Origin of the sequence: Nonomuraea solani (assembly GCF_900108335.1) — a bacterium.
GTDB lineage: Bacteria > Actinomycetota > Actinomycetes > Streptosporangiales > Streptosporangiaceae > Nonomuraea > Nonomuraea solani.
Genome location: NZ_FNVT01000003.1, coordinates 747,239 through 773,414, shown reverse-complemented (window position 1 = coordinate 773,414; position 26,176 = coordinate 747,239). Strand labels below are relative to the sequence as shown.

Below are 26,176 nucleotides of genomic sequence, written 5' to 3'. Positions count from 1 at the left end.
CTCACTCGCCCGGCAACTGGCCCAGCGTGACGTTGACGGTCTCCTGGGTGTCGTCCGGCCGGGTCACGCCCACCTTGACCCGGGCGCCGGGCCGCAGGGTCGTGAGCAACTCCGCGAGCTGCGCCATCGTGGGCGTCTCCTTGCCGTTGATCGAGACGATCGTGTCGCCGGCCTCGATGCCGGCCTTCTGCGCGGCCCCACCCGGCTCGATCGTGGCCACCGCGACCCCGCTGGGCTGACCGTCCGAGCCGACGACCGTGCTGCCCCGGATGCCGAGCGCGGCCCGGTGGGTGTTGGTGACCTTGCCGTATTTGACGATCTGGGCGGCGATGTCGGTCGCCGTGTTGCTCGGGATCGCGAAGCCGATGCCCGGCGCGGCGCCGCCGCCCAGCTCCGGGTCCGTGGCCGCGAGCGTCGGAATGCCGATCACCTGGCCCGACAGGTCCACGAGCGCGCCGCCGCTGTTGCCCGGGTTGATCGCGGCCGAGGTCTGGATGGCCCCGGCGATGGTGGCGCCCGGCGAGCCGGGGTTCTGCGGCTCGGTGACCGTGCGGCCCAGAGCCGAGACGATGCCGTTCGTGACGCTGCCCGACAGGCCCAGCGGGTTGCCCATGGCGAGCACGATCTGCCCCACGCGCAGCTTGGCGGAGTCGCCGAACTTCGCCGGCCGCAGCCCGTCGGGCTTGTCCACCTTGATCACCGCCAGGTCGCCGGCGGCGAAGGACTTGACCAGCCTGGCCGACCGCGCGGCGCCGCCCGTGGCGATCGTCACGTTCATCTGTTTGGCCTGGCCGACCACGTGGGCGTTGGTGACGATGTGGCCGCTGGAGTCGAAGACGATGCCGGAGCCGAGGCCGACCTTGGTGGTGATCTGCACGATGGACGGCAGGACGTTCGTGATGACCCGCTCGTACGCCGCCTCCAGCGAGTGCAGGGAGGCCGTCGGAGACGGCGTGGGCCGGGCCGACGACGGCGTGGCGGTGCTCCGGGTCGCGGGGGGAGGCGGCCCGCAGGCGGCGATCAGTACGACGGCGGCGGCCAGACCTGCGGCGAGCTCCCTCATGGGGGGCTCCTGCCCAGCTCAGCGGGAAAGATACGCCTCCCGGACGTTCCGCCTGCTGAGCTTCCCCGTCGGTGTTCGGGGCAGCGACTCCCGGTACTCGATCACCCGTGGATGCTTGAGCCGGGCCAGCCGGGGCGCGCAGTGCCGCAGCAGCTCGGCCGTGAGCTCGTCACCGCCCGGGATCCCGGTCACCGGCTGGACGAGGGCCACGACCTTGTGTCCCCATTCGGGATCGGGGACCCCGATCACCGCCACGTCGGCCACCGACGGGTGTTCCAGCAGCGCCGCCTCGATCTCGGCCGGATAGATGTTGACCCCGCCGGAGATGATCAGGTCGGTCCGCCGGTCCAGCAGGAACAGGTAGCCGTCGTCGTCGAGGTAGCCGATGTCGCCGGGCGTGTAGTCCTGGCCGCGCATGGAGGCCGCCGTCTTGTCCGGGTCGCCGTGGTACTCGAAGCGGTTGATCCCGCCGATGTAGACCAGCCCGGGCTCGCCGGGCGCGGCCTCCCTGCCGTCCTCCCCGACGATCGTGAACGTCATCCCGTCCAGGGCCTTGCCGACCGTGCCCGGCCTGGCCAGCCACTCCTCCGACGACACCATGGTCGCCACGGCCGCCTCCGTGGAGCCGTAGTACTCCCACACCACGGGGCCCAGCCAGTCGATCATGGCCTGCTTGGTGGCCGGCGGGCAGGGCGCGGCCCCGTGGTAGAGGTGGGTGAGGGACGACAGGTCGTACGACGCCCGCTCCGGCACCGCCAGCAGCCGGTGGAACATCGTGGGCACCATGAACGCGTTCGTCACCCGATGGCGCTCGACCAGCTCCAGCGCGGCCGCCGCCTCGAACCGCTCGGGCGCCACGATCGTGTGCCCGAGCTGCAGCGCCATCATCGCCTGCCCGTACGGCGCCGAGTGGTAGAGCTGCGAGCACACCAGGTGCACGCCGCCCATCGGCAGCCCGAAGTGCCGCCAGCTCTTGCGCATCAGGATCGGGTACAGCTCCTCCGGCGTCAGGTCCAGCAGCCGCCGCCGCACCCCCTTGGGCCGTCCGGTGGTGCCCGAGGTGTAGAGCATCATGGACCCGGCCCGGCGGTGGGCGGGGGCGGTGTCCGGCTGCCCCGCCACGAGCTCGCCGACCGTGAGGGTCCCCGGCGAGATCGTCACCCCGGCCCCGCAGTCGGCCACGATGTAGTCGATCTCCTCGGCCGTGAAGTGCCAGTTGACCGGAACGAGATAGGCCCCGATCTGGTACGTCGCCAGCATCATCGTCAGGGCGTCGAGCCCGTTCCTCAGCACGGTCACCACGCAGTCGCCCGGGGCGGTTCCGCGTGAGGTCAGGCCGTTGGAGGCGCGGTTCGCCAGGGCGAGCAGCTCTCCGTAGGTAGTGCCCTCGTCACCGAGGAGGGCGGGGCGTTCAGGGTCGTCGGCGGCGATCTCGTAGAAACCCCTCATGTCCGCCGACCATACAGAATTAGATTCTGCAGGGGGAATAGGGGAATTATCCTCCTCCGCGGTGACGTAACCTGAAGGCCATGGCGGATGACGGCGACGAGCGACCTGCGTATGACTCACCCACGACACCGTTCCGCAAGATCGTCCTGCCCGCGGAGGAGACGATCCGGATCGCCAAGCCTCCGGCGCCAGGTCCGTCCAGCCCGATAAGGCCCGCAGGTCAGAACCAGGCCCCCACGCAGACCCCGCCTCAGAACCAGACCCCGCCGCAGAACCAGGCCCCCGCACAGACCCCGCCTCAGGGTGGGCTGCCGGTTCCGGCCGGGACCCCCGTGTGGCCGCCGCCACGGCCGGCACCGGGCCCGGGCCCGGTCGGGGGGCAGGCGCACCGGCCCGCCGCGCAGCCGTTCGCGCAGCCCGGCCCGCAGCCCATGGCGCCGCTCCCCGCCAAGCCCCCGTCGCGCGGTCTCGGCGACATCCCGATCAAGGCCGTCTACCTGCTCGGCGCCATCCTGGCGACCGTCCTGGCCGTCGTGCTGATCTTCGTGGTCTTCTCCGGTGACGTGCCCACCAACCAACCGGAGGGCGAGCAGGTCGTCCGCGTCGCCCCCGTGCCCACCACCGCCACCCCCTCGCCGTCGGCCAGCGCGACCCCCACGGTGAGCCCGGTCGTGCTGCCGCCGGTGCCGGCGAGCAAGGCGTACGCCCAGTTGTCCGGCACGGCGTCCGTGGTCACCGGCCTGATCACCGACAAGTCCGTCGGCATCACCTACCCGAGGCTGGCCTCGCCGTGGAAGGCCAAGTCGTTCCCGCCGTTCTCGATCGCGCAGCGCATCGGGAAGGTGGCGGCCCCGCACACCGTGATCGCCTCGGCCATGTACCCGGGTGAGTCGCCGGAGAAGAAGCCCTCCACGAACGCCGACTACCGCGCGCTCGCCGCCGAGGCCGCCCGCTGGTCGATCCGCACGCAGTATCCCGCGGGCGCCAAGCTCGACGCGTGGAACGCCTCCAAGAAGATCCCGGTCGGCAAGGGCTGGACGCTCGCCTACAAGGTCACCTACATCCTGGGCGGCAAGGAGCAGGAGGCCCAGGCCGTGGTGACCGTCGTCGAGGTGGGCAAGACGAAGCCGGCGATGCTGCTGGGCTCTATTCCCGAGTCGAACAAGCAGCGCTGGCGCGACCTGAACACCATCGCCGCGCAGGTTCGTCCGCTCTAGGCCAGAAGCATGCTCTAGAATATGGTTCTGGGCATAGACCTGGACCTGGCTGGAGGATGAACACATGGCGATCGGGTTGAGCGAGGAGCACGAGGCACTCCACGAGTCGGTGAGCGGCTGGGCGGAGCGGAACATCCCCTCGGAGCTGCTGCGCGCCGGGGCCGACGGGCGCCCCCCGTTCTGGCCGGGCCTCGCCGAGCAGGGGCTGCTCGGCCTGCACCTGCCCGAGGAGTACGGCGGTTCCGGCTACGGGCTGCTGGAGGCGGCCGTGGCCGTCGAGGCGCTGGCCGAGCGCATGGCCCCGGGGCCCTACGTGCCCACCGTGCTGGCCAGTGCGGTGATCAACGCCTCCAAGCGCCCCGAGCACCTGGAGTCGCTCGCCGACGGCACCCTCACCGGGGCCGTCGCGCTGACCGGGGCGCTGCGCGGCACTCGCACCGAGGACGGCTCGCTGGTCGTCTCCGGCACGGCCGAGCCCGTGCTGGGCGGCTCGCTGGCCGATGTGCTGGTGCTGCCGGTGGCCACGGACGAGGGCGAGGAGTGGATCCTCATCGACGCCTCCGCCGCCACCGTCACCGAGATCAGGTCGCTCGACGTGACCAGGCCGGTGGCCAAGGTGGAGCTGTCGGAGGTGACCGTTCCCGCCGAGGGCATCCTGGGCGGCGTCGAGAGCTCCGACGTGCGCCACCTCGCCGCGATCGTGCTCGGCGCCGAGGCGGCGGGCCTGGCCTCGTGGTGCGTCACGGCCGCGGCCGGCTACGCCAAGGTACGCGTCCAGTTCGGCCGCCCGATCGGCCAGTTCCAGGGCATCAAGCACAAGCTCTCCCGCATGCTGGTCGCGCTGGAGCAGGCCAGGGCCACGGTCTGGGACGCCACCCGCGCGGAGGGTGAAGAGCTGGAGTTCGCCGCCGCCGTGGCCGGGGTGATGGCCCCCGACGGCGCCGTGCGGTGCGCGAAGGACGCGATCCAGACCTTCGGCGGCATCGGCTACACCTTCGAGCACGACGTCCACCTCTACTACCGCCGCGCGCTCACCTTGCGCGCCCTGCTCGGCTCGTCGGGCGAGTGGGCCGCCACCGTGGCCGCGCTCTCCCTGCGGGGCGTGGCCCGTGAGATGGAGATCGACCTCCCCGAGGACGCCGAGGAGCTGCGCGAGTCGATCCGCGCCGAGGTCGCGGAGATGGCCGCGCTGGAGGGCAAGGAGCAGAAGCGGGCCCTGGCCGGCCGCGGGTTCGTGATGTCACACCTGCCGAAGCCGTGGGGCCGCGACGCCAGGCCGCTGGAGCAGGTGCTCATCGCCCAGGAGCTCAAGGCCGCCAAGGTACGCCTGCCGCAGATGATCATCGGTGCCTGGGTGGTGCCGTCCATCGCCGCGTACGGCACGCCCGAGCAGCAGGAACGCTTCCTGCCCAAGACGCTCAGCGGCGAGATGATCTGGTGCCAGCTCTTCTCCGAGCCGGACGCCGGGTCCGACCTGGCCTCGCTGCAGATGAAGGCCGAGCGCGTCGAGGGCGGCTGGAGGCTCAACGGCCAGAAGGTCTGGACCTCGGTCGCCCACGTGGCCGAGTGGGGCATCTGCATCGCCCGCAACTCCAGCGAGGGCTCCAAGCACGAGGGCATCACGTACTTCCTGGTCGACATGAAGGCCCCAGGCGTCACGGTGAAGCCGCTGACCGAGATGACCGGCGAGAACCTGTTCAACGAGGTCTTCCTCGACGACGTGTTCGTGCCGGACGACCTGGTCGTGGGCGAGGTCGGCCAGGGCTGGAAGGTGGCCCGCAACACGCTGTCCAACGAGCGGGTCTCGCTGTCGTCCGGCTCGGGCGGCACCGGCGCGTCCGTGAGCGACCTGCTGGGCCTGATCGGCCGGCTGGGGCGGGAGCTGACGCCGGTCGAGGCCCAGCGGGTGGCCGAGGTGGTCTGCGAGGGGCACTCGATCAACGCGCTGTCGCTGCGGGTCACGCTCAAGCAGCTCGCCGGGTCCGAGCCGGGCGCGGACGCCTCCGTACGCAAGCTGCTGTCCACCTCCCACGCCCAGCACGTATCGGAGACCGCCGTCGAGCTGCTCGGCGCCGCCGCCGTGGTGGCCGCCGACATGAAGCTCGGCGACGCCGGCTACTGGAACCGGGCGGTGCTGGCGACCAGGGCGATGACCATCTACGGCGGCACCACCGAGGTGCAGCTCAACATCATCGCCGAGCGCATGCTCGGCCTGCCCAGAGACCCCGAGCCGGGCAAGTAGGCGATCGGCCGGGCCTATCCCCCCACGGCCTGTGGGGGGACGGGCGCGGCGTTCTTGGCCGGGACCGGGCGGCCGATCCTGATCTCCCCGACGCAGGCGCCGGAGCCGGCGGGCGCGCTGATGGCCAGCTCGGGGCCCTGGCCCTGGATCCGGGTGAACGTCCTGCCCAGGCCCTTGCTCGCGGGCGCCGTGGCGCGGCCGAGCCCGAGGCGTACGGACAGGGTGGTCTCGGTGCCGTTCAGGTAGGAGATCTGCACCGTCCAGTCGCCGCCCGGCTGCGGGCTCGGGAGGGGGAAGCGGACCTCCTTGGGGCCGACGGGCACGCACGTGGCGCCCTGCGGGACCAGGGTGCCCTCGATGGCCACCGGCAGCAGGCGGCCCTGTTCGTCGAACATCAGCGGGTGCCGCACGGTGCCCGTCAGCGGCTCCATCCACCGCACCGGCTTCCGGTCGGGCACGCCGAGCAGCTTGGAGTGGCGGGCGTACTCGTGGAAGAAGGCCGCGGCGGCGACCGTGGGCGGCACGTGCGTGTCCAGGACGAGCGAGCCCGGCGGGACGCGTGACAGCGCCAGCCTGGCCGTCTCCACGTAGCTCCTGGCGGTCCTGCCGAGCGGCCGGTCGGCGTAGGCCGTCACCGACCAGATCGAGCCCGCCGTGAACACCGCCGCCAGCGGCACCCACGCCCACGTCAACCGCGAACGCGGCCACTCCTCCCCGTTCATCGGGATGACGGCCAGCCCGATCACGATGGCGGCGACCATGGCCGTGGCGGCCAGGTAGCGCAGCTCGTAGCCGAGCACCCCAGGACCGAGCAGCTCGATCCGCCCCAGCAGCACCGGCACGACGTCGGCCAGCAGGAAGTAGCCCAGCAACGTCAGCCAGGCGAGCCAGGCCCGCCGCCGGATCCGCACGGTGACCGCGACCGCGACGGCCGCGACCCCGAGCGCCGCCCAGGCGAGCGGGCCGGGCGTGGCGGCCATGGCGTAGTCGTCCCCGATCGGCTGCCACGCCCACGGCCCGCCCAGCATCGTCGGGACCAGCCCGCGCGAGCCCAGGATCCAGGCGAATTCGACGCCCACCCCGAGGTCGGGCAGCTCCGGCGTCTGCGTCGCGTTGTTGATCTGCACGGAGCTGTAGAGCCCCGTGAAGAACACCACCGAGTACGCCGCCAGGATCGCCGTGTACGGCGCCCACGCCCGCCACAGCCGCTTCCAGGACACCCCCAGCCAGCCCACGGTGACGACGAACATCAGCACCGGGATGAACGCCGCCTTGACGAAGAACAGCAGCCCGAACACCGTCCAGGCGCACGCCGCCAGTACGTGCCGCAGCCGCCCGTCGCGCACGTACAGGATGTGGGCCGACAGCGCCATCGGCAGCGCGAGCTGCAGCGGCAGCGTCTCCAGCACCGCCGCCCACCACGACAGCGACGGGATCGTCATGGGCGTCAGCAGGTAGAACCCGAGCGGCACCAGGATCGCCGGCCGGGCCCCGAACAGCAGCCGCAGCAGCCGCAGCAGCGCCAGGCTCGCCCCGGCCTGCAGCGCGATCGTCATCGTGTGCGCCAGCACCTCGTTGTAGCCGCCGAGGCGCGCCATCGCCCACGAGATGCCGAAGCCCCCGGGCAGCAGGTGGCCCACGTCGACCCACATGAGGTAGTCCCACGTGAAGCCGCTCTCCTGGCCCCTGATGATGTAGTGGAAGTCGTCCTGCCGGAAATAGGTCTGCCTGACCAGCTCGAACTTCCACACGAGCTGTACCGCGACCATCACCAGGCCGGCGGCCAGCACGGCGTCGCCGCCGCGTGACCGCTGACGTGCCCCCGTGGCCGTCATCGTCGTCATCGCCCCGTGCCTCCCGGCGAAGAGTAACCACCTGACCGTCTTCGGTGGAATGATCGTTGTCCGGTTGTGATGTCATAGCGGGATGCCGCACACGGCCCGAGCAGGGACCGCCGCCGCCCTCCTCGGGCTCGCGCTCGGCTGCCTGGCCCTCGGGCCCGCGCTGGGCTGGGGGTTCACGCTCCTGCACGACCTGGTGTTCGTGCCGGATCCGGAGTTCTCGCGGTTCACGTTCGGGCTGGCGGGCGGGGCGGCGCGGGTGGTGCCGAGCGACGCCGTGGTGACCGCGCTGGCCCAGGTGCTGCCCGCCGAGCTGGTGCAGAAGCTGATCCTGCTGGCGATCTTCGTGCTCGGGTGCTCGGGGGCGGCGCTGCTGCTGCCGTCGGAGTCGCTGGGGCCGCGCCTGGTGGCGGGGGCCTTCTACGTGTGGAATCCGTACGTGGCCGAGCGGCTGCTGATCGGGCAGTGGGCGCTGCTCCTCGGGTACGCCGGCCTGCCCTGGGTGGTGCGGGCGGTGTGGTCGGGGCGGCGGGTGGCGCTGGCGGTGCTGCCGGCGGCGGTGGGCGGGTTCGCGGCGATGACGGTCACCGCGATCACGGCGCTGCCCGTCGCGGTCCCTCGCTGGAAGGCGGTCGCGCGGGTCGTCCTGGTGCTGGCGGCCTTCAGCCTGCCGTGGCTGGTGCCGACCGCGCTGCGGCCGCAGGGGCTGGCGGGCGATCCGGTGGGCGTGGCGGCGTTCGCGGCCAGGGCAGACACGCCGTTCGGGGCGGTGGGGAGCCTGCTGTCGCTGGGCGGGATCTGGAACGCGCACGCGGTGCCGCCGGGTTACGAGAGCGTGGTCGGGGCGGTGGCCAGGCTGCTGCTGACGCTGGCCGGGGTGGCCGCCTTCCTGTGGGGGGCGGCGCCGTACAAGAAGGGGCTGGCGGTGGCGGCCGGCATCGGGCTGGGCGTGGCCTGTGTGGGGGTGAGTGAGCCGGGGCGGGTGGCGTTCGGCCGGCTCGTGGAGGTGTGGGGCGGGTTCGCGGTGTTCAGGGACGCCCAGCAGTTCGTCGCGCCGCTGGCGCTGGTCGCGGCCCTCGGGCTGGGGCTGCTGTGCGAGTCGGTGGCGCGGGACCGGGCGTGGGTGGGTGCGATGGCGCTGGTGCCCGTGGCGGTGCTGCCGACCATGGCGTGGGGGGCGCTCGGGACGCTGGGGTCGGTGCCGTACCCGGAGAGCTGGACGGCCGCGCGGGAGATCGTCGCGCGCGACCGAGCGGCCGGAGACGTGCTGGTGCTGCCGTTCGAGTCCTACCGGCGCTTCCCGTGGAACGGGGGCCGGCCGGTGCTGGATCCGGCGCAGCGGTTCTTCGCCGTCGGGGGGCGGCGGGTGGTGTCCAATGACGCCGTACGGGTCGGCGACATGGTCATCAGGAGCGAGGATCCACGCGCCCAAGAGGTAGAACGCGTACTAGAAGGGCCCTCGCCGGATCTGGCGGGAGCTGGCTTTCGCTACGTGATAGTGGACGCGGGGACAGGTGAAGAACGGCAGCGGTTCGGTGTGTGGCTACGGAGCGCGAGGACCCTGGTCGATACCGGTGACCTGCGGTTGTACCGGTTCGACGGGCCCGTCGGGGCGGACCAGGCCGCTGATCAGCGGATTTATTAAGATTTCGTAGAGCTACTTCCGAGTAGCAAGAATTGGTTCTAAGTTTGGGGACGCCCGCACCTTAGCCCGCTCGAGGAGGAACCCTCGTGATCAAGATCCTCTTAGCAGCGATCATCGGCATCGCCGTGGCGGCACTCGTGGCGACGGTCACGACGGTCTCCCTCACCGGTGCCACCGCGACGCCGGTCAACCAGCCGCTCTACAACTACGGCGAGCGGTAACCCGAGTCGATCATGCCGCCCTCTCCGCGAGGGGACGAGGGGACGAGCCGGCCACCACTGCTCGAGATCGTCATTCCCGCTCACAACGAGGAAGGGCGACTACCCGGGGGGCTCCTGCAGCTGTGCGCGAAGCTTGCCCGCATGCCGTTCCCGACAGCCGTCATCGTCGTCGACAACAACAGCACGGACCGTACGGCCGAGATCGTCGAGAACCGGCCGCGCGGCCCCGTGCCCGTGCGCCTCATCCAGTGCGCCACCCCAGGGAAAGGAGCCGCCGTCCGTGCCGGACTGCTCGGTACGAGCGCTCCGTTCGTCGGCTTCTGTGATGCCGACATGGCCACCGACCTCGACGCCATCGACGTGGCCTTCGGGCTGCTGCTGTCCGGTGAGCGGGTGGTGATCGGCTCCAGGGCGCACCGGGCCTCCCTCGTGGAGAACCGGCACAGCCGGGTCCGCGAGCTGGGCGCCTTCGGCTTCCGCGCGCTGGCCGGCGTGCTCGTGCCCGGGGTGAGCGACACCCAGTGCGGCTTCAAGTTCTTCGACGGCGTGCTGGCCCGCGAGACCGCCGCGCGGCTTCGCACGCCGGGCTTCGCCTTCGACGTCGAGCTGCTCGCCCGCTGTGTCGAACGGGGTTCGCAGGTCCAGGAGATCCCCGTGCGCTGGCGTGACATGCCGGGCTCGCGGTTCTCGCCGGCCCGGCACACGTTCGGCATCGTGCTGGAGCTCGGCCGGATCTGGCTGCGGCTGCGCGCCCGGCCCGCTCCCGCCGCGCGCCCGGCCTGGGAGCCGCCGCTCGACCCCGTCGGATATCCGTGAAGATCGCTGTCGTCAACTGGCGTGACCCCTGGCATCCCCAGGCGGGCGGCGCGGAGACCTTCGCCTGGGAGATGGCCCGGCGCTTCGCGGGGTCGGGGCACCACGTGTGCTTCGTCACCGCGCGGGCGCCCGGTCAACGCGGACGGGACGTCGCCGATGGGGTACGGATCGTCCGCATGGGCGGCGTGTTCACCGTCTATCCGCTGGTGCTGGCCTGGTTGCTGGTGCGCCGCGGGCGCTTCGACGCCGTGCTCGACTGCCAGAACGGGATCCCGTTCTTCACCCCTTGGGTGCTGCGGCGGCGTACCCGGGTGCTCTGCGTCGTGCACCACGTGCACGACCGGCAGTTCGGGGTGCACATGCCGGGGTGGCTGGCGGCGTTCGGGCGGTTCCTGGAGGGGCCGGTGTCGCGGTGGAGCTATCGGCGGCACGAGAGCGTGGCCGTCTCGCCGTCCACGGTGCTGGCCATGCGGGAGCGGCTCGGGTGGCGCGGGCCGGTGCACATCGTGCCGAACGGGGTGAGCATCGCTCAACCCGCAAATGTCGTGAAAAGTCGTGAGCCGCGGCTTGTCTGCCTCGGGCGGCTGGTCGCCCACAAACGCGTCGGCCTGCTCCTCGACGCGGTGGCGGAGCTGCGCGAACGCCGGCCCGGCCTGGTCGTGGACATCATCGGCCGGGGCCCGGAGGAGGCGGCGCTGCGGGCCCGGCTGCCCGAGGGCGTGACGCTGCACGGGTACGTGTCCGAGGAGGACAAGGCGCGGCTGGTCGCGCGGGCGTGGCTGCACGTGAGCGCTTCGCAGGGGGAGGGCTGGGGGCTGAGCGTGCTGGAGGCGGCCGCGCTCGGCGTGCCCACGGTGGCGTTCGACGTCGACGGGCTGCGGGACGCCGTACGGCCCGGTGAGACGGGCTGGCTCCTGCCCGAGGGCCCCGAGGGCCCCGAGGGTACGGACCTGGCCAAGGGGATAGCCGCCGCACTCGACGAGCTGGACCACACTTATATCGTGAATTGTCGGGATTGGGCGGACCACTTCTCCTGGGACCGCGGTGCTGAACGCCTCACCGCGCTGATGCTCGGCCACGACCCGGGACCCGGCTGGGAGGAACGGTGAGCGAGCGGGTCATCAGGTCCCTGCTGCCGACCGACAAGCTGGTGGCCGGGCGGCGCACGGGCGCGGGCCGCCCCGTCGGCGCACCGGCGAAACGCCGCTTCTGGCTGCTGCTCTGCTGCCTCGGCTTCGGCCTGCTGGCGTTCACCACCAAGCCGGGCTACCTGATCTCCGACACCAAGATGGACCTGGCGCTCAACCCGGTCGGCTGGCTGGAGCGGGCCGGCCACCTGTGGGACCTGCAGCACTTCGGCCAGCTCCAGAACCAGGTCGCGGGCTACATCTTCCCCATGGGGCCGTTCTTCGCGCTGGGCGACCTGGCCGGCGTGCAGCCGTGGGTGACGCAGCGGCTCTGGCTGACCGTGCTGATGTGCGTGGCCTTCCTCGGGGTGGAGCGGCTGAGCGGGCAGCTCGGCCTCGGCACGCCGGGGACCAGGATCGCGGGGGCGCTGGCGTACGCGCTGGCCCCGCGCACGCTGTCCATCCTCGGCGAGATCTCCATCGAGTGGCTGCCCGCCGCGATGCTGCCGTGGATCCTCATCCCGCTGCTCACCGCCTCGGAGACGGGCCAGCGGGCGCGCGGCGCCATCAGGTCGGCGCTGGCGGTGGCGCTGTGCGGCGGCGTGAACGCGGTCGCGGTGCTGGCCGTGCTGGTCGCGCCCGTCCTGTACATCCTCACCCGGCCGCGCCCGGTGCCGCGCTGGCGGATGCTCGGCTGGTGGTCGGCCGCCGTCGCGGTGGCCACCCTGTTCTGGTCGCTGCCGCTGCTGCTCGTGGGCCGCTACGCGTTCTCGTTCCTGCCGTACACCGAGACCGCGGACACCACGACGGCCGTCACCTCGCTCACGAACGTGCTGCGCGGCGCCTCCGACTGGGTGCGCTACCTGCCGCTCAACGGCGTCTTCGAGCAGCCGCCCGGCTTCAGGATCGCCACTTCGGCCACGATGGTCGTGGTCACCGGCGTGATCGCCGCGCTCGGCCTGGCCGGGCTGTCCCGCCGCGACCTGCCCGCCAGGGGGTTCGTGGTGGCGTTGTTCCTGGTCGGCGTGACGGCGCTGGTCGCGGGGCACGCGAGCGCGCTGGAGCCGATCGTGGCCGAGCCGGTGCGCTGGCTGCTGGACGGCCCGCTCGCGCCGCTGCGCAACCTGCGCAAGTTCGACCCCCTCGTCCGGCTCGCGCTCGCCTTCGGCCTGGCCCATCTGCTGGTCAGGGCCCGGCTGCCGCTGCGCACCCTGGCCGTGACGGCCGCCGCCGCGCTGGTGCTGCCCGTCTTCAACCAGGGCCTGGCCGCGCCCGGCGACTTCAAGGAGGTGCCGTCCCACTGGACGGAGGCGGCGGCCTGGCTCGACGAGAACGCCGGCGACGACGGCGTGCTGATCGTGCCGGGCGCAAAGTTCGGCGAGTACGTCTGGGGCCGCCCCATGGACGAGCCCATGCAGGCCCTGTCCGCCGCCCGCTGGACCACCCGGCAGATCACGCCCCCCGGCTCCGTGGGCCTGACCAGGCTGCTCGACGTCATCGACCAGCGGCTGACCGCCGGCCACGGCTCGGCGGGCGTGACGGCCGTGCTGCGCAGGATGGGCGTGCGCTACCTGCTCGTCAGGAACGACCTCAACCGGCAGCACCTCCAGGGCGCCTGGCCGGCCCGGATCTTCGAGGCGCTGCGCGAGTCGCCCGGCATCAAGAAGGTGCGCTCGTTCGGCGAGATGATCGGCGACAGGGACACCGACGACGCGGTCAACTCCGTGGACGCGCCGTTCCCCGCGCTCGACCTCTACGAGGTGTCGGGCGGCTCCGACCTGGTGTCCGTACAGCCCGTGGCCGACGCCACGGCCGTGCGCGGCGGGCCGGACTCGCTGCTCACGATGGGCGATCTCGGCCTGCTGCGCGAGGGCCCGATCCTGGTCAACGGCGACGCGGGCAGGCGGGAGGCGCCGACCGTGGTCAGTGACGCGCTGCGGCTGCGCGAGCGCTCGTTCGGTGAGATCAGGTCGAACTGGTCGACCACGCTGACGGCCGACAAGAAGGCGGACTTCGCCGGGGTCAGAGAGCTCGACCTGCTGGAGGACGGCTGGCTGGACGAGACGGCCGTGGCCGAGTATCACGGCATCTCCGGCATCAGCGCCTCCAGTTCGGTGGCGGATCCGTACGCGATCGCCGGGATCAGCACCACCGGGCGCAGCCCGTGGGCGGCCATGGACGGCAACGTCGGCACTGGGTGGGAGAGCGACGGCTCGAAGGCCCCGCAGGGCGAGTGGCTGCGCGTGGACCTGGCCGGGCAGGTGCGGGTGCCGTACGTGGACGTCATGTTCGCCCCCGACCTGCTGCTCGGCCAGGTGATCAGGAAAGTGGCCGTGGAGACCGAGTCGGGCAGCCTCGTCCAGGACATTCGCCGGACCACCGATCCGCAGCGGCTGCGCGTGCCCGCCGGGACCACCGGCTGGGTACGGATCAAGGTGGTCGCGACGGCCGCGCAGGAGTGGAGCTACGGGCAGCGGATCGGGATCATCGAGCTGTCGATCCCCGGCGTCACGGCGGGGCGCTCGGTCCGGCTGCCCGGCGACGGCGGCGACGTCTTCGTCATGGACCGGGGGCTTGACGAGCGGCCCGGGTGCATGCGGAATCAGCATCGGTGGATCTGCAACGACGTGGTGCTGGCCAAGCAGGGCGAAGAGACCGGGTTCGACCGGACTTTCAGCGCGGAGTCCGCCGCGAGCGCGAACGTGCGGGGGACCGCCGTACTGAAGGATCCCGGGCTGATCGACCGGTTCACCCGCGTCCGCGCCGACCTGACCACCGTGACCGGCTCGTCCCAGATCAGCAAGGACGCCGTGGTGTCGCCCAGATCGGCGTTCGACGCGGACGGCAGCACCACCTGGATTCCGCACGGCGACGACGCCGAGCCCACGCTCTCCATCGCCTGGAAGGGCAGGCGGACGATCTCCCGTATCCAGATCGGCCGCCCGGGAGGCGACAAGCAGCCGGTCGACGTGATCGTCACCGGCGACCGCGGCGTCGTACGCGCCGGCCGGGTGGACGAGCGGGGCACCCTCACGTTCAAGGCCATGTCCACCTCGCGGCTCAAGCTCCGCTTCACCCCGTTCTCCAAGCGGCTGCAGGTGACCGAGCTGGTCATCCCCGGCGTGGACCCGGTGGGACGACCCGCCGACATCCCGCTGCGGCTGGCCTGCGGGCTCGGGCCCAGGATCGAGGTGAACGGCCGCACGATTCCCACCAAGGTCGCCGGCACCCACGCCGACCTGCTGGAACAGCGGCCCGTACAGGTCCTCGGCTGCGCGAAGGCGCGGGTCGTCGAGGGTGACAACCGGGTACGCGTGGCCGGCTGGGACTCGTTCGTGATCGACGGCCTGGTGGTCGGCACGCTGCCCGACGAGCCGCGCGGCGTGGAGGGCGCCGCCGTGCAGAGCTCATGGACCCCGTCGGTGCGCGAGCTCAAGGTGAGCGCGCCCAAGGACTCCTTCCTCGTCGTCAACGAGAACCACAACCCCGGCTGGCGGGCCCAGATCAGCGGCAAGACGCTCAAACCGGTGCGGATCGACGGCTGGAAGCAGGGCTGGGAGCTGCCCGCGGGCACGGCGGGCACCGTCCGGCTGGAGTACCTGCCCGATCAGGCGTACCGGCTGGCGTTGATCCTCGGGCTGGCCGGGATCGCCCTGCTGGCGCTGCTCGCGCTGATCCTGCGCGGGCCGCGTCCCGAGCACGTGCGCGAGACCGCCGCCGCCCCGGCCACGCGGATGTCGCGCCTGCGCGCGCCGTACGCGGTCGTGCTCGGCCTGGCGTTCGGCGGCTGGGTGGCGAACTGGCAGGGCATGATCGCGGTCGTCGCGGCCGTCCTCGTGACCCTCCTGGTGCGCGCTCGCGGGTGGCCCGCCCACTGGCTCGCCGCCGGGATCTTCGGCGCCGCCACGCTGTCCCTGGCGACGGCCCTGGTGCTGCGGGACTACGGGGTGGCGCTCGCGCCGCTCCTGGACCAGGTGCCGCAGCTCGCCGCCTGCGCGGCCGTGGGCGTGCTGTTCGGCCAGCTCGTCACGGAGCCGGCGCGACCGGCCGCGGAGCCGCCGGCGTCGGCGGAAGAGAAGGTGCTGACCGGTGCCGGCCGAGCCTGAGAGCGGGCACCTCGACGAGGTGATAGCTGCCGACGCTCAGCAGCAGCGTGGCCAGGAACGACACCACCGCCACGCTGGTGAAGTCACCGGCGAACGGTGGCGCGCCGGTGAGCTTGAGCTGCAGCGTGATCACCGGCGCGTGCCAGAGGAAGAAGCTGTAGGAGATGCGCCCCAGGTAGGCGGCGACGGGGTTGCCGAGCACCCGGTTCCTGAGCGAGTCGGGCCTGGACGCCAGCGCGAACGGCGCCACCAGCAGCACCGCGACGGCCGCCTCCAGGGTGACCCGCCACAACGACTGCGAGATGGTCGGCAGCGTGAGCGTGCGCGGCCCGGCCAGCCCGGTGCTCAGCGCCGCGTACAGCAGGGCGGCCAGCACCAGGAGCTGCGGCGCCAGCGAGTCGATCACCCGGCTGTGCCCGATCCAGACCGACAGCACGGCCATCGCCATGCCGCAGGCGAAGTACACCAGGTGGTACGGCAGCAGCAGCGCGAGCTGCGGCACCTCGAACACCCGCGCGGCGGCCACGGTGCCGATCGAGATCACGGGCAGCACCCCGATGCCCACCAGCAGCCGGACCGGCCGGTTCCCTCTCCGCGCGAACCTGTGCAGCAGCCAGGCGAGCAGCGGCAGCACCACGTAGAAGGACATCTCGATGGGCAGCGTCCACATCTGGTAGAGCCCGTCGGGCACCGGGTCGCCCTGGAAGAAGTTCTGCAGCAGCAGCATCCACTTGACCCAGCCGAGCCAGTCGAACGAGCTCCACGCCCACAGGGCCAGCCCGGTCACGAGCCAGTAGACCGGCATGACCCGCAGCACCCGGCGCCACAGGTAGCGCAGCGGCTTCGGCCGTGGCGTATTGTCGATCACCGCGCGCGCCCACGGGCGGTAGAGCAGCAGGCCCGACAGGAGGAAGAAGATGGGTACGGCGATGCCCAGACGGCTCATCATCCAGGCGAACATGCCCTCGCGGTACATGACGCCGGTGTTGCTCCCGACGTGCAGCAGCCAGACGCCGAGCGCCGCGAACGCGCGGATGCCGTCGAGGGCGGCGTCCCTGCTCCTCATCGCTGCTCCCAATCTCTCGGATTCGATGGCCGAACCACTGGCCAAACCACGATAGAACTTGTTTCTATCGATTTGGTTGCGGTGATATGCCCGGCGGTGACGGGGATCACGCACTGTCATACTTTGTTGCTCGACGATCGCACCAGACGACAACACGTTCTACAAATGCGGAGGCCTCGATGGGTCGCATCTCCACACTTGTCCTCATCGGGTTCGGTGCTTTCTTCATCGCACTGGCGCCGCTGCTGAAATTCTGGGCGGCGGGTCAGATCATCTCCGCCCCGGCGGACCAGTTCGGCATCTCGCGGCTGGAGGCCAAGGGGGCTCAATACTTCTCCCTCCAGGACCTGAAGGTCCTCACCGGGGACCTCGACATCATCGTCACCACGCGTGGCGACGTGAAGGAGGCCAACAGCCAGCGGGTCGTCTGGGACGAGGCCACGGTCGTCAACGACGTGACCAACGGCCGGCCGCAGATCGACCTCTCCGAGCGCCGCAGCGCCTTCGACCGGTACACCGGCCTGGGCGTCAACTGCTGCGGCACCAGCATCGAGAAGGCGCCGGTCACGCTGGAGGGGCAGATCTACAAGTTCCCCTTCGACGTGCAGAAGAAGACGTACAAGGTGTTCAACTCCACGGCGCAGAAGGCGTTCGACGCGAAGTTCGTCCGCGAGGACAACGTCAACGGCATGCCCGTCTACGTCTTCGAGCAGACCGTGCCGCCGACCAAGACCGAGACCCGCTCGGCGCCCGCCAACGTGCTCGGCATGACGGGCACGACCGGCGACGTGCAGGTGGACCGCTGGTACGACGGCAAGACGACGTTCTGGGTCGAGCCGGTCACCGGCGCCCCCGTCCGCCAGGAGATGCAGCGCCACGAGGTGTTGAAGACCCAGGACGGCGTGGAGCGCACGGCGGCCTTCGTCGCGACCGCGAAGATGACCGAGCAGACCGTCAGCGACCTGGTCAAGAACGCCCAAGAGGGCAAGAGCATGATCACCCTGGTGCGCAACACCATCCCGCTGATCCTGCTCGTCGTCGGGGTCGTCCTCGTCGTCGCCGGGGTTCTTCTGGGCCGTCGCCGCCCGGCCGCCGCCGAGTAATCGGCCACGTTTTTGGGGGCCCGTGAAAACGGGCCCTTTTTCTTTGCCTTGCCCGCCTTTACTAGAACTCGTTATAGTCGAAGGTTACTCACCGGTACCAGACGAAAGGTTCTAGTCTAGAACACGTTGCAGTTTGCCGGTGGCCGGACGTATTGTCGGGCCATGCGGACCCGTGTCACGGACATGTTCGGAATCGAGCTCCCGATCTTCGCGTTCAGCCACTGCAGGGATGTGGTCGCCGCCGTCAGCCGCGCGGGCGGCATGGGGGTGCTCGGGGCGCTCTACTTCACGCCGGAAGAGCTTGAGACAGAGCTCAAATGGATCGACGACCACGTGGACGGCAGGCCGTACGGCGTCGACGTGGTCATGCCGGCCTCGTACGAGGGCGCCGACTTCGCCCCCGAGGAGCTGGTCGGCCGCCTGCAGGGGATGATCCCCGAGGGCCACCGCTCGTTCGTCGAAGACCTCCTGGCCAAGCACGGGGTCCCGCAGCTCTCCGCCGACGCGGACGCCGGGAAGGTGCTGCTCGGCTGGACCGACGCCACCGCGCGCCCGCAGGTCGAGGTCGCCCTGCGCCACCCCATCGCGCTGCTCGCCAACGCCCTGGGCCCGCCGCCCGCCGACGTGGTCGACCTCGCCCACGAACACGGCGTCAAGGTCGCCGCCCTCGCCTCGACCCCGCGCCACGCGCTCAAGCAGGTGGAGGTCGGGGTGGACGTCGTGGTCGCCCAGGGCACCGAGGCCGGCGGGCACACCGGCGAGATCTCCACCATGGTGCTGATCCCGCAGGTCGTGGACGCCGTGGACGTGCCCGTACTGGCCGCCGGCGGCATCGGCAACGGCCGTCAGATGGCCGCCGGAATGGCGCTGGGGGCCGAGGGCGTGTGGACCGGCTCCCTGTGGCTCACCGTCGAGGAGGCGGACACGCCGGAGATGGCCAAGCGCCGGATCCTGGAGGCCACCTCCCGGGACACCGTGCGCTCGCGGAGCTGGACCGGCAAGCCGGCGCGGCTGCTCAGGAACGAGTGGACCGAGGCGTGGGAGTCGGAGGAGTCGCCGGGGACGCTGCCGATGCCGCTGCAGTTCATGCTGGTGTCGGACGCGCTGCGCCGCATCGGGCGCTCGGACGCCTCGGAGCTGGCCACGTTCCCGGCCGGGCAGATCATCGGCATCACCAACCAGGTCAGGTCGACCAAGGACGTCGTATTCGACCTGGTGACGGAGTACGGCGAGGCCCTGGAACGGCTGGAGCGCATCACGGAGGACTGATCCGCGTCAGGTCCGCGGCCACCGCCCGCAGGTGCTCGATCATGGCGGTGGCGGCGGGCAGCCGGTAGCGGCCGGCGGGCGTGGCGGTCATGACGGTCCTGGTCAGCGAGGGTTCGCTGAGGGGGCGTACGACGAGGTCGGGCGCGGTGGCGGGCAGCGTGAGGAACGGCGCCAGCGCCACCCCCAGTCCCGCCGCCACCAGCCCCCGCACCGTTATCTGGTCGTCGGTCCTGAAGGCGATCCTGGGCTCGAACCCCGCCTCCCGGCACGCCTTGGGCAGCACGTCGATCGTCGAGCCGCGGTGCACGCCCTGGATCCACCGCTCGCCGGCCAGCTCGGCGAGCCTGATCCGCTCGCGCCCGGCCAGCCGGTGGTCCGGCGGGAGCGCGATGTGCAGCGGGTCGGCCAGCAGGGGGCGTACCTCGACGGTGGGCGGCACCTCCAGCGGCACGACCGGGAACTCGTAGACGAGCGCCAGGTCCAGCTCGTGCGCGGCCACCGCCGCCATCGCCTCGTCGCGGTCGGCCTCGGTCAGCTCCACCTCGACCCCGGGCCTGGCCCGCTGGAAGGCGCGCACGGCCGGCGGCATCAGCGTGGCGTTGGCCGTGGTGAACGAGCCGAACCGGAGCCGGCCGCCCTCGCCCGTGGAGATCGCGGCCAGCGCGCTCTCGGCGGCGCGCAACTCGGTGAGGACGCGTTCGGTGTGCCGTACCAGGGCCCGGCCCGCCTCCGTCAGCCGCACACCGCGGGCGTGCCGCTCCAGCAGCAGCGCGCCCGCCTCCCGCTCCAGCACGGCGATCTGCTGCGACAGGGCCGACGTGGTGTACGAGAGCGCGGCGGCGGCGCGGGTGAGCGACCCATGGCGGGCCACCTCGCGCAGCACCCTGAGCCTGGCCAGGTCGAGCATGTGGAAACGCTAAACCCCGCGTTAAGAAGCTGTCGATTGTCCTTAACGCTCGCCCTGCCTAGATTCGCGGGTACGGAGGTGTGTGATGCTGACGGATCTGAGCGCCATCGCGCCCACGCGCATCTGGAAGGACGTCCTGGCCAGGGTCGTCCAGGGTGACCGGCTCACCCTGGCGGTCGTCGAACTGCCCCCTGGGGGTGTGGTTCCCGAGCACCATCACGCCAACGAACAACTCGGCCTGTGCCTGACCGGCACGCTCACGTTCCGGGTCGGCGACGAGACCCGCGACCTCGGCCCTGGCGGCACGTGGTGTATCCGCGCCGACGTCCCGCACGAGGTCACGGCCGGTCCGGACGGGGCCGTGGTGGTGGAGGCGTTCTCCCCGCCCCGCACCGACTGGACCGAGACCGCTCCCAGGGAAACCCCACACTGGCCCTAGACGGCTCCCGATGGCTCCTTGCAGCTCACCGTGCTACGGCTTCCAAGTTACGTGTGAAGTAACGTCAGTGCGCCTGGTAGGTCGGGGGGCGCTTCTCGCGGAAGGCGCGGGTGCCCTCCTTGGCGTCCTCCGAGCCGATCACCGGCCAGCCCAGGTCGTCCGAGACCTTCAGGGCCTCCGGCTCCGGCAGGCCCAGGGTGTCGCGGTACGTGCGCAAAATCGCCTGCACCGCCAGCGGCCCCGAGGCGGCGACGTCGTCGGCCAGTTCGCGGGCCGCCGTCAGGGCCTGGCCGTCCGGGACCACGCGGTTGATCAGGCCCATCGACAGTGCCTCCGCCGCCGTGATCGGGCGGCCGGTGAGGAGCAGGTCCATGGCATGGCAGTACGGGATCTGCCGGGGCAGCCGGACGGCGCTGCCGCCCATGGGGAACAGGGCGCGCTTGGCCTCGAACAGCCCCAGCGTGGCCGACTCCGCCACCACCCGCAGGTCCGTGCCCACCAGCAGTTCGGTCCCGCCGGCCACCGCGTAGCCCTCCACCGCGCAGATGATCGGCTTGGTGGGCAGGTCCTCGCGCAGCAGGCCCTTCCAGTGGAAGTTGGCGATCTGGGCGGCCCTGGCCTGGACCTCCGGGTCCGTGGACGGCTGGCCCATCGCCTTGAGGTCGGCGCCCGAGCAGAACGTGCCCTCCGCGCCCGTCAGGATCGCCACCCGGACGCCGGGCTCGGCCGACGCGTACTGCCACGCCGAGGCCAGGCCGATCAGCATGTCCGAGGAGAGCGCGTTGCGGGCCTCCGGCCGGTTCATGGTGACGACCAGGACTTGGCCGTCGCGTTCGATCCGGCAGTGCGGGGTGCTGATCGGCAGAAGCTCCACGGATGCCTCCGAAGTCGCTGAATCAAGCGCTTGTTAGGTGGCGATCATACCCCGCCCCGGCCGCCGGCACGATGCCCGTCGCAACTCACAGATCAAGCGCTTGCTCAGGGCTTCTCCGCCGGGATACGCTCCCACCAGCAAACGAGAACAGGTTCCTGTTTTGCTGGCCCTGAGCTGAGGAGATCAGATGGGCACGCTCGGTTTCTGGAGGCTCGCCCAGGCGGATCCCGAGTGGATCGCGGCAGTGGATCCCGACGGTACGGAGCATCGCGCCGGCGAGCTGCTGGCCCAGGCGAACCGCCTGGTGCACGGCCTGCGCGCACTCGGCCTCCAGCCCGGTGACGGCATCTGCGGCCTGGTCCCGAACGGCGCCGACGGCCTGGTGCTCTATCTGGCCGCGTTACAGGCCGGCTGGTACTACACCCCGGTCAACTGGCATCTCACCGGCCCGGAGATCGCCTACATCGTGGCCGACAGCGAGGCCAAGGCCTTCTTCGTCCACCCGCGTTTCGCCGAAGCGGGCGCCATAGGCGCGGAGGCGGTCGAGCCGCACCGCCGGTTCATCCTGGGCGAGGGCGCGGAGGGGTTCCGCCCGGCCCGCGAGCTGACCGACGGGCAACCCGACAGCGCCCCGCCCGACCGTACGGCCGGACTGACCATGCACTACACCTCGGGCACCACCGGCAAGCCCAAGGGCGTCCGGCGCAAGCTCAGCGGCCTGGACCCGGACGACTCCGCAGAACTCATGACGTTCCTGCTCGGACTGTTCGGTATCACCCCGGGCCGCCCGAACGCGCACCTGGTCACCTCGCCGAGCTACCACACGGCGGTCACCCAGTTCGGCGGCACCGCCCTGCACATGGGCCACACGCTCGTCTACATGGACCGCTGGGACGCCGAGGAGCTGCTGCGGCTCTGCGAGCGCTACGGCGTCACCAACTCGCACCTGGTCCCGACCCACTTCAAGCGGCTGCTGGCCCTGCCGGAGGAGACCCGCGCGCGCTACGACCTGTCCTCGCTGCGGTGGATGATCCACGCCGCCGCCCCCTGCCCGGTCCCGGTCAAGTGGGCGATGCTCGAATGGTGGGGCGAGTGCGTGTACGAGTACTACGCGGCCACCGAGGGCGGCGGCACCCTGGCCACCCCGCAGGACTGGAAGGAGCACCCGGGCACGGTCGGCAAGGCGTGGCCGATCAGCGAGCTGCTCATCGTGGACGACAACGGCGACCCGGTCCCGGCCGGCACGCCCGGCACGATCTACATGAAGATGATGGGCGCCACGTTCGAGTACAAGGGCGACCCCGCCAAGACCGCCGCGAACCGGCTCAAGGACCACTTCACCGTCGGTGACATCGGTTACCTGGACAAGGACGGCTTCCTTTTCCTGTGCGACCGCAAGGCCGACATGATCATCTCGGGCGGCGCGAACATCTACCCGGCCGAGATCGAGAACGAGCTGATGGTCCACCCGAAGGTGGCCGACGTGGCCGTGTTCGGCATCCCGGACGAGGAGTGGGGCGAGCAGATCAAGGCCGTGGTCGAGCCCGCGCCGGGCATCGAGCCGGGCCCCGGGCTGGCCGCCGAGCTGCTGGCCTCGCTGGAGGGCCGGCTGGCCCGGATGAAGTGGCCCAGGAGCGTCGACTTCATCGCCGAGATGCCCCGCGAGCCCAACGGCAAGCTGCTCAAACGCAAACTCCGCGCCCCGTACTGGGAGGGACACGACCGTGCCATCTGATCCGCTGGTCGCTCAGCACGTCCTTGAGTTCCCCGGCGGTTACACGCGTACCACCGGCCCGGTGATCGGGCGCTTCCTCACCGAGCTGCGCGCCCGCCGCCTCGTTGGGGTGCGCACGGCGGAAGGCCGGGTGCTGGTGCCGCCCCTGGAGTACGACCCCGACACGGGCGAGCCGGTGACCGGCGAGTACGTCGAGGTCGGCCCGGCCGGCACGGTCACCACCTGGGCCTGGGTCGACGAGCCGCTCCCATCCCACCCCCTCGACCGCCCCTTCGCCTGGGCGCTGATCGAGCTCGACGGCGCCGATACCGCGCTGCTGCACGCCGTGGACGCGGGCAACGCCAAGGCGATCGCGGCGGGCACACGCGTCTGGCCGGTCTGGTGCGACCGGCCCACTGGCCACATCACCGACATTTCGTACTTCGCCCCGGAGGTCACGAAGATCGTGTCCCCCGTGCGCTCCGAATACCGCCTCCAGGTGGGCGGCGCGCTGCGCGTCTTCCTGGCGGGCATCGAGCGCGGCGTCTTCCTCGGCGGCCGATGCGGCACCTGCGACAAGGTGTACGTCCCGGTCCGCCTGTCCTGCCCCGAATGCGGCAGCCTCATCGAGGATCCGGTCGAACTCCCCGACACCGGCACGATCACCACGTTCGCCATCAACAACCTGCCGGACCCCCGGGCTCCGCAGGTGCCGTTCGTGTCGGCGTACATCCTGCTCGACAACGCCGACATCCCCATGATCGCCCTGATCGGCGACATTCCCGCACACGAGGTACGCCAGGGCATGCGCGTCAAGGCGGTCTGGGTCCCCGAGAGCGAACGCACGGCGTCCATGGCGAACATCCGCTGGTTCGCCCCCACCGGCGAGCCCGATGTGGAGCTGTCATGAGAGACGTGGCGATCGTCGCCTTCGCGCAGACCCGGCACACCGGCCAGGACACCGGCCTGACCGAGCCCGAGCTGATCCTGCCCGTGATCAACGAGGTCAAGGAGCGCACCGGGCTGAAGCGGTTCGGCTTCACCTGCTCGGGGAGCTGCGACTACCTCGCCGGGGCCCCGTTCTCGTTCGTGTCCGCGCTCGACGCGCTCGGCGCCTGGCCGCCGATCTCCGAGAGCCACGTCGAGATGGACGCCGCCTGGGCCCTGTACGAAGCCTGGGTGCGCCTCCAGCACGGCGACATCGACTCCGCCCTGGTCTACGGCTTCGGCAAGTCCTCGCTGGGCGACCTGCGCACGATCATGACGCTCCAGCTCGACCCGTACTATCTGGAGCCGCTCGGCCTTGACCAGCTCTCCTTCGCCGCGCTCCAGGCGAACGCGGTCGGCGCGGACCGGGCCGAACTGGACGAGATCGTCCGGCGCAGCCGCGCGGACGGGAGGAGCAACCCGTACGCGCTCGATCTGCCCGACCCGGACGGCGAGGACGACGCGGTGCAACCGCTCAGGAAGACGGACGTGCCGCCCATCACGGACGGCGCCGCCGCGATCGTGCTCGCCACCGGCGACCTGGCCGGGCGGCTGTGCGCCAACCCCGCCTATATCAGGGGAATCGCCCACCGAATAGAGCCGCACTACCTGGGTATGCGCAATCTGGCCCTGTCGGCCTCCACGGCCGATGCCGCACGAGCGGCGGGGGTCGGCAAGGGCCCTGTCGACGTCGCGGAGCTGCACGCCCAGTTCCCCCACGAGGAGCTCGTCCTGCGCCGGGCGCTCGAACTCGGCGACGGCACGGTGATCAACCCCTCGGGCGGGCCGCTGGCCGCCAACCCCGTCATGGCCACGGGCCTCATCCGCATCGGCGAGGCCGCGCGGCGCATCCACGACGGCGACGCGCGCCGCACCGTCGGCCACGCCGCGAGCGGTCCCTGCCTGCAGCAGAACCTCGTCACCGTCCTGGAGGCATGAGCATGGGCAACCGGTGCGCGATCATCGGCGTCGGGCAGACGCACTACACGACCAAGCGGCGCGACGTCTCCATCGCCGGGCTGGTACGCGAGGCCGCGCTGCGGGCGCTGGCGGACGCCGGGCTGACGTTCAAGGACATCGACGCCGTGGTCATCGGCAAGGCGCCCGACCTGTTCGAGGGCGTGATGATGCCGGAGGCGTACCTGGCGGACGCGCTCGGCGCGGCGGGCAAGCCGATGATGCGCGTGCACACGGCCGGCAGCGTCGGCGGCTCCACCGCGCTGGTCGGCGCCTCGCTGATCCAGGGCGGGGTGCACGACCGGGTGCTGGTCGTGGCGTTCGAGAAGCAGTCGGAGTCCAACGCCACCTGGGCGCTGTCCACGCACCTGCCGTTCAGCGCGTCGCTGGTGGTGGGCGCGGGCGGCTACTTCGCGCCGCACATCCGTGAGTACATGCGCAGGTCGGGCGCCCCCGATCACATCGGCACGCTGGTGGCGGTCAAGGATCGGCTGAACGCGCTGAAGAACCCGTACGCGCACCTCAAGATCCCCGGCATCGACCAGAAGATGGTCGAGTCCACGCCGATGCTCTGGGAGCCCATCCGCTACCTGGAGACCTGCCCGTCCAGCGACGGCGCCTGCGCGATGATCCTGTCGTCGGAGTCGGCGGTCACCGGCACCCCCGCCTGGGTGCACGGGACGGCCATGCGCTCCGAGCCGATCTTCCGCGCGGGCCGCGACACGGTCAGCCCGCAGGGCGGCAAGGACTGCGCCGCCGACGTCTACCGGCAGGCCGGCATCGCCGACCCGCGGCGGCAGATCGACGTGGCCGAGACGTACGTGCCGTTCTCCTGGTACGAGCCGATGTGGCTGGAGAACCTGGGGTTCGCCGCAGACGGGGAGGGGTGGAAGCTCACCGAGTCGGGCGCCACGGCGCTCGACGGTGACATCCCGTGGAACGCCTCCGGCGGGGTGCTGTCCAGCAACCCGATCGGGGCCTCGGGACTGATCAGGTTCGCCGAGGCGGCGCAGCAGGTGCGCGGCCTGGCCGGCGAGCACCAGGTGGACGGCGCCCGTACGGCGCTCGGTCACGCCTATGGCGGGGGAGCCCAGTTCTTCGCGATGTGGATCGTCGGACGGGAGAAGCCCTGA

General features: G+C 71.4%; 20 protein-coding genes. 14 read left to right on the top strand and 6 right to left on the bottom strand.

The annotated features are described in order from the left end of the window. Position 1 precedes the first annotated feature (1 nt). A complete protein-coding gene (locus tag C4V41_RS14615; RefSeq protein ID WP_103956350.1) occupies positions 2–1,063 on the bottom strand; it encodes a S1C family serine protease in 1,062 nt (353 codons plus the stop codon). A gap of 18 nt (positions 1,064–1,081) precedes the next feature. Further along, complete coding sequence (locus C4V41_RS14610) at positions 1,082–2,512, bottom strand: AMP-binding protein (protein WP_103956349.1); 1,431 nt, start codon at positions 2,510–2,512, stop codon at positions 1,082–1,084. An 80-nt stretch (positions 2,513–2,592) separates the two neighbouring features. Between C4V41_RS14610 and C4V41_RS14605 the strand changes: the two genes are divergently transcribed. Together C4V41_RS14605 and C4V41_RS14600 are read left to right on the top strand one after the other, a co-directional pair. Next, positions 2,593–3,729 carry a hypothetical protein gene (locus C4V41_RS14605; protein WP_146103659.1) on the top strand — a complete coding sequence of 379 codons (1,137 nt, stop codon included), beginning with the start codon at positions 2,593–2,595 and terminating at the stop codon, positions 3,727–3,729. A 64-nt stretch (positions 3,730–3,793) separates the two neighbouring features. Then, on the top strand, positions 3,794–5,971 hold the full coding sequence (locus C4V41_RS14600; protein ID WP_103956347.1) for an acyl-CoA dehydrogenase: 2,178 nt from the start codon (positions 3,794–3,796) through the stop codon (positions 5,969–5,971). A 14-nt stretch (positions 5,972–5,985) separates the two neighbouring features. Here C4V41_RS14600 and C4V41_RS14595 read toward each other — a convergent pair whose 3' ends face one another. Next, the gene (locus C4V41_RS14595) at positions 5,986–7,815 is read right to left on the bottom strand and encodes a hypothetical protein (protein ID WP_103956346.1); all 1,830 of its coding nucleotides are present in this window, start codon (positions 7,813–7,815) and stop codon (positions 5,986–5,988) included. 82 nt (positions 7,816–7,897) lie between these two features. On the opposite strand from C4V41_RS14595, the gene C4V41_RS14590 reads away from it, so the two are divergent. From C4V41_RS14590 to C4V41_RS14575, 5 genes are all read left to right on the top strand, one after another. Beyond that, positions 7,898–9,457: a hypothetical protein gene (locus tag C4V41_RS14590; protein WP_103956345.1), complete on the top strand. Its 1,560-nt coding sequence runs from the start codon at positions 7,898–7,900 to the stop codon at positions 9,455–9,457. 86 nt (positions 9,458–9,543) lie between these two features. After that, on the top strand, positions 9,544–9,678 hold the full coding sequence (locus C4V41_RS65315) for a hypothetical protein (RefSeq protein ID WP_268808600.1): 135 nt from the start codon (positions 9,544–9,546) through the stop codon (positions 9,676–9,678). 12 nt (positions 9,679–9,690) lie between these two features. Next, positions 9,691–10,494, top strand: coding sequence for a glycosyltransferase (locus tag C4V41_RS14585; RefSeq protein ID WP_103956344.1), 804 nt, complete (start codon positions 9,691–9,693; stop codon positions 10,492–10,494). Further along, positions 10,491–11,603 (top strand): glycosyltransferase family 4 protein, encoded by a 1,113-nt coding sequence (locus C4V41_RS14580; RefSeq protein WP_103956343.1) that lies wholly within the window; start codon positions 10,491–10,493, stop codon positions 11,601–11,603. The genes C4V41_RS14585 and C4V41_RS14580 overlap by 4 nt, the downstream gene beginning before the upstream one ends. Then, positions 11,600–15,727: an alpha-(1->3)-arabinofuranosyltransferase domain-containing protein gene (locus tag C4V41_RS14575; protein ID WP_160150281.1), complete on the top strand. Its 4,128-nt coding sequence runs from the start codon at positions 11,600–11,602 to the stop codon at positions 15,725–15,727. The genes C4V41_RS14580 and C4V41_RS14575 overlap by 4 nt, the downstream gene beginning before the upstream one ends. Here the strand turns inward: C4V41_RS14575 and C4V41_RS14570 are convergent. Continuing rightward, positions 15,648–16,793 carry an acyltransferase family protein gene (locus C4V41_RS14570; RefSeq protein WP_160150280.1) on the bottom strand — a complete coding sequence of 382 codons (1,146 nt, stop codon included), beginning with the start codon at positions 16,791–16,793 and terminating at the stop codon, positions 15,648–15,650. The genes C4V41_RS14575 and C4V41_RS14570 overlap by 80 nt on opposite strands. Positions 16,794–16,972: 179 nt before the next feature. On the opposite strand from C4V41_RS14570, the gene C4V41_RS14565 reads away from it, so the two are divergent. Together C4V41_RS14565 and C4V41_RS14560 are read left to right on the top strand one after the other, a co-directional pair. Continuing rightward, positions 16,973–17,896 carry a DUF3068 domain-containing protein gene (locus C4V41_RS14565; protein ID WP_103956340.1) on the top strand — a complete coding sequence of 308 codons (924 nt, stop codon included), beginning with the start codon at positions 16,973–16,975 and terminating at the stop codon, positions 17,894–17,896. A gap of 162 nt (positions 17,897–18,058) precedes the next feature. Continuing rightward, positions 18,059–19,165, top strand: coding sequence for an NAD(P)H-dependent flavin oxidoreductase (locus C4V41_RS14560; RefSeq protein WP_103956339.1), 1,107 nt, complete (start codon positions 18,059–18,061; stop codon positions 19,163–19,165). Here the strand turns inward: C4V41_RS14560 and C4V41_RS14555 are convergent. Next, positions 19,152–20,072: a LysR family transcriptional regulator gene (locus tag C4V41_RS14555; protein WP_103956338.1), complete on the bottom strand. Its 921-nt coding sequence runs from the start codon at positions 20,070–20,072 to the stop codon at positions 19,152–19,154. The genes C4V41_RS14560 and C4V41_RS14555 overlap by 14 nt on opposite strands. An 85-nt stretch (positions 20,073–20,157) precedes the next feature. Here C4V41_RS14555 and C4V41_RS14550 point away from each other — a divergent pair, with 85 nt between their 5' ends. Then, positions 20,158–20,511, top strand: a complete 354-nt coding sequence (locus C4V41_RS14550) for a cupin domain-containing protein (protein ID WP_103956337.1) — start codon at positions 20,158–20,160, stop codon at positions 20,509–20,511. Positions 20,512–20,575: 64 nt separating this feature from the next. Here C4V41_RS14550 and C4V41_RS14545 read toward each other — a convergent pair whose 3' ends face one another. Continuing rightward, positions 20,576–21,385 carry a crotonase/enoyl-CoA hydratase family protein gene (locus tag C4V41_RS14545; RefSeq protein WP_103956336.1) on the bottom strand — a complete coding sequence of 270 codons (810 nt, stop codon included), beginning with the start codon at positions 21,383–21,385 and terminating at the stop codon, positions 20,576–20,578. Between the two features lie 187 nt (positions 21,386–21,572). On the opposite strand from C4V41_RS14545, the gene C4V41_RS14540 reads away from it, so the two are divergent. The 4 genes from C4V41_RS14540 to C4V41_RS14525 are packed head-to-tail and all read left to right on the top strand — an operon-like array spanning position 21,573 to position 26,176. Further along, the gene (locus tag C4V41_RS14540) at positions 21,573–23,120 is read left to right on the top strand and encodes an acyl-CoA synthetase (protein WP_103956335.1); all 1,548 of its coding nucleotides are present in this window, start codon (positions 21,573–21,575) and stop codon (positions 23,118–23,120) included. Beyond that, on the top strand, positions 23,110–24,009 hold the full coding sequence (locus C4V41_RS14535; protein WP_235030117.1) for a Zn-ribbon domain-containing OB-fold protein: 900 nt from the start codon (positions 23,110–23,112) through the stop codon (positions 24,007–24,009). The genes C4V41_RS14540 and C4V41_RS14535 overlap by 11 nt, the downstream gene beginning before the upstream one ends. After that, positions 24,006–25,025: a thiolase domain-containing protein gene (locus C4V41_RS14530; RefSeq protein ID WP_103956333.1), complete on the top strand. Its 1,020-nt coding sequence runs from the start codon at positions 24,006–24,008 to the stop codon at positions 25,023–25,025. The genes C4V41_RS14535 and C4V41_RS14530 overlap by 4 nt, the downstream gene beginning before the upstream one ends. Before the next feature lie 2 nt (positions 25,026–25,027). After that, positions 25,028–26,176 (top strand): thiolase domain-containing protein, encoded by a 1,149-nt coding sequence (locus C4V41_RS14525; protein WP_103956332.1) that lies wholly within the window; start codon positions 25,028–25,030, stop codon positions 26,174–26,176.

What these genes read in the sequence shown, in the direction of transcription:
- C4V41_RS14615 (WP_103956350.1), bottom strand. Translation starts at nt 1,063, where the DNA reads ATGAGGGAGCTCGCCGCAGGTCTGGCCGCCGCCGTCGTACTGATCGCC.
- C4V41_RS14610 (WP_103956349.1), bottom strand. Translation starts at nt 2,512, where the DNA reads ATGAGGGGTTTCTACGAGATCGCCGCCGACGACCCTGAACGCCCCGCC.
- C4V41_RS14605 (WP_146103659.1), top strand. Translation starts at nt 2,593, where the DNA reads ATGGCGGATGACGGCGACGAGCGACCTGCGTATGACTCACCCACGACA.
- C4V41_RS14600 (WP_103956347.1), top strand. Translation starts at nt 3,794, where the DNA reads ATGGCGATCGGGTTGAGCGAGGAGCACGAGGCACTCCACGAGTCGGTG.
- C4V41_RS14595 (WP_103956346.1), bottom strand. Translation starts at nt 7,815, where the DNA reads ATGACGACGATGACGGCCACGGGGGCACGTCAGCGGTCACGCGGCGGC.
- C4V41_RS14590 (WP_103956345.1), top strand. Translation starts at nt 7,898, where the DNA reads ATGCCGCACACGGCCCGAGCAGGGACCGCCGCCGCCCTCCTCGGGCTC.
- C4V41_RS14585 (WP_103956344.1), top strand. Translation starts at nt 9,691, where the DNA reads ATGCCGCCCTCTCCGCGAGGGGACGAGGGGACGAGCCGGCCACCACTG.
- C4V41_RS14570 (WP_160150280.1), bottom strand. Translation starts at nt 16,793, where the DNA reads ATGAGGAGCAGGGACGCCGCCCTCGACGGCATCCGCGCGTTCGCGGCG.
- C4V41_RS14565 (WP_103956340.1), top strand. Translation starts at nt 16,973, where the DNA reads ATGGGTCGCATCTCCACACTTGTCCTCATCGGGTTCGGTGCTTTCTTC.
- C4V41_RS14560 (WP_103956339.1), top strand. Translation starts at nt 18,059, where the DNA reads ATGCGGACCCGTGTCACGGACATGTTCGGAATCGAGCTCCCGATCTTC.
- C4V41_RS14555 (WP_103956338.1), bottom strand. Translation starts at nt 20,072, where the DNA reads ATGCTCGACCTGGCCAGGCTCAGGGTGCTGCGCGAGGTGGCCCGCCAT.
- C4V41_RS14550 (WP_103956337.1), top strand. Translation starts at nt 20,158, where the DNA reads ATGCTGACGGATCTGAGCGCCATCGCGCCCACGCGCATCTGGAAGGAC.
- C4V41_RS14540 (WP_103956335.1), top strand. Translation starts at nt 21,573, where the DNA reads ATGGGCACGCTCGGTTTCTGGAGGCTCGCCCAGGCGGATCCCGAGTGG.
- C4V41_RS14530 (WP_103956333.1), top strand. Translation starts at nt 24,006, where the DNA reads ATGAGAGACGTGGCGATCGTCGCCTTCGCGCAGACCCGGCACACCGGC.
- C4V41_RS14525 (WP_103956332.1), top strand. Translation starts at nt 25,028, where the DNA reads ATGGGCAACCGGTGCGCGATCATCGGCGTCGGGCAGACGCACTACACG.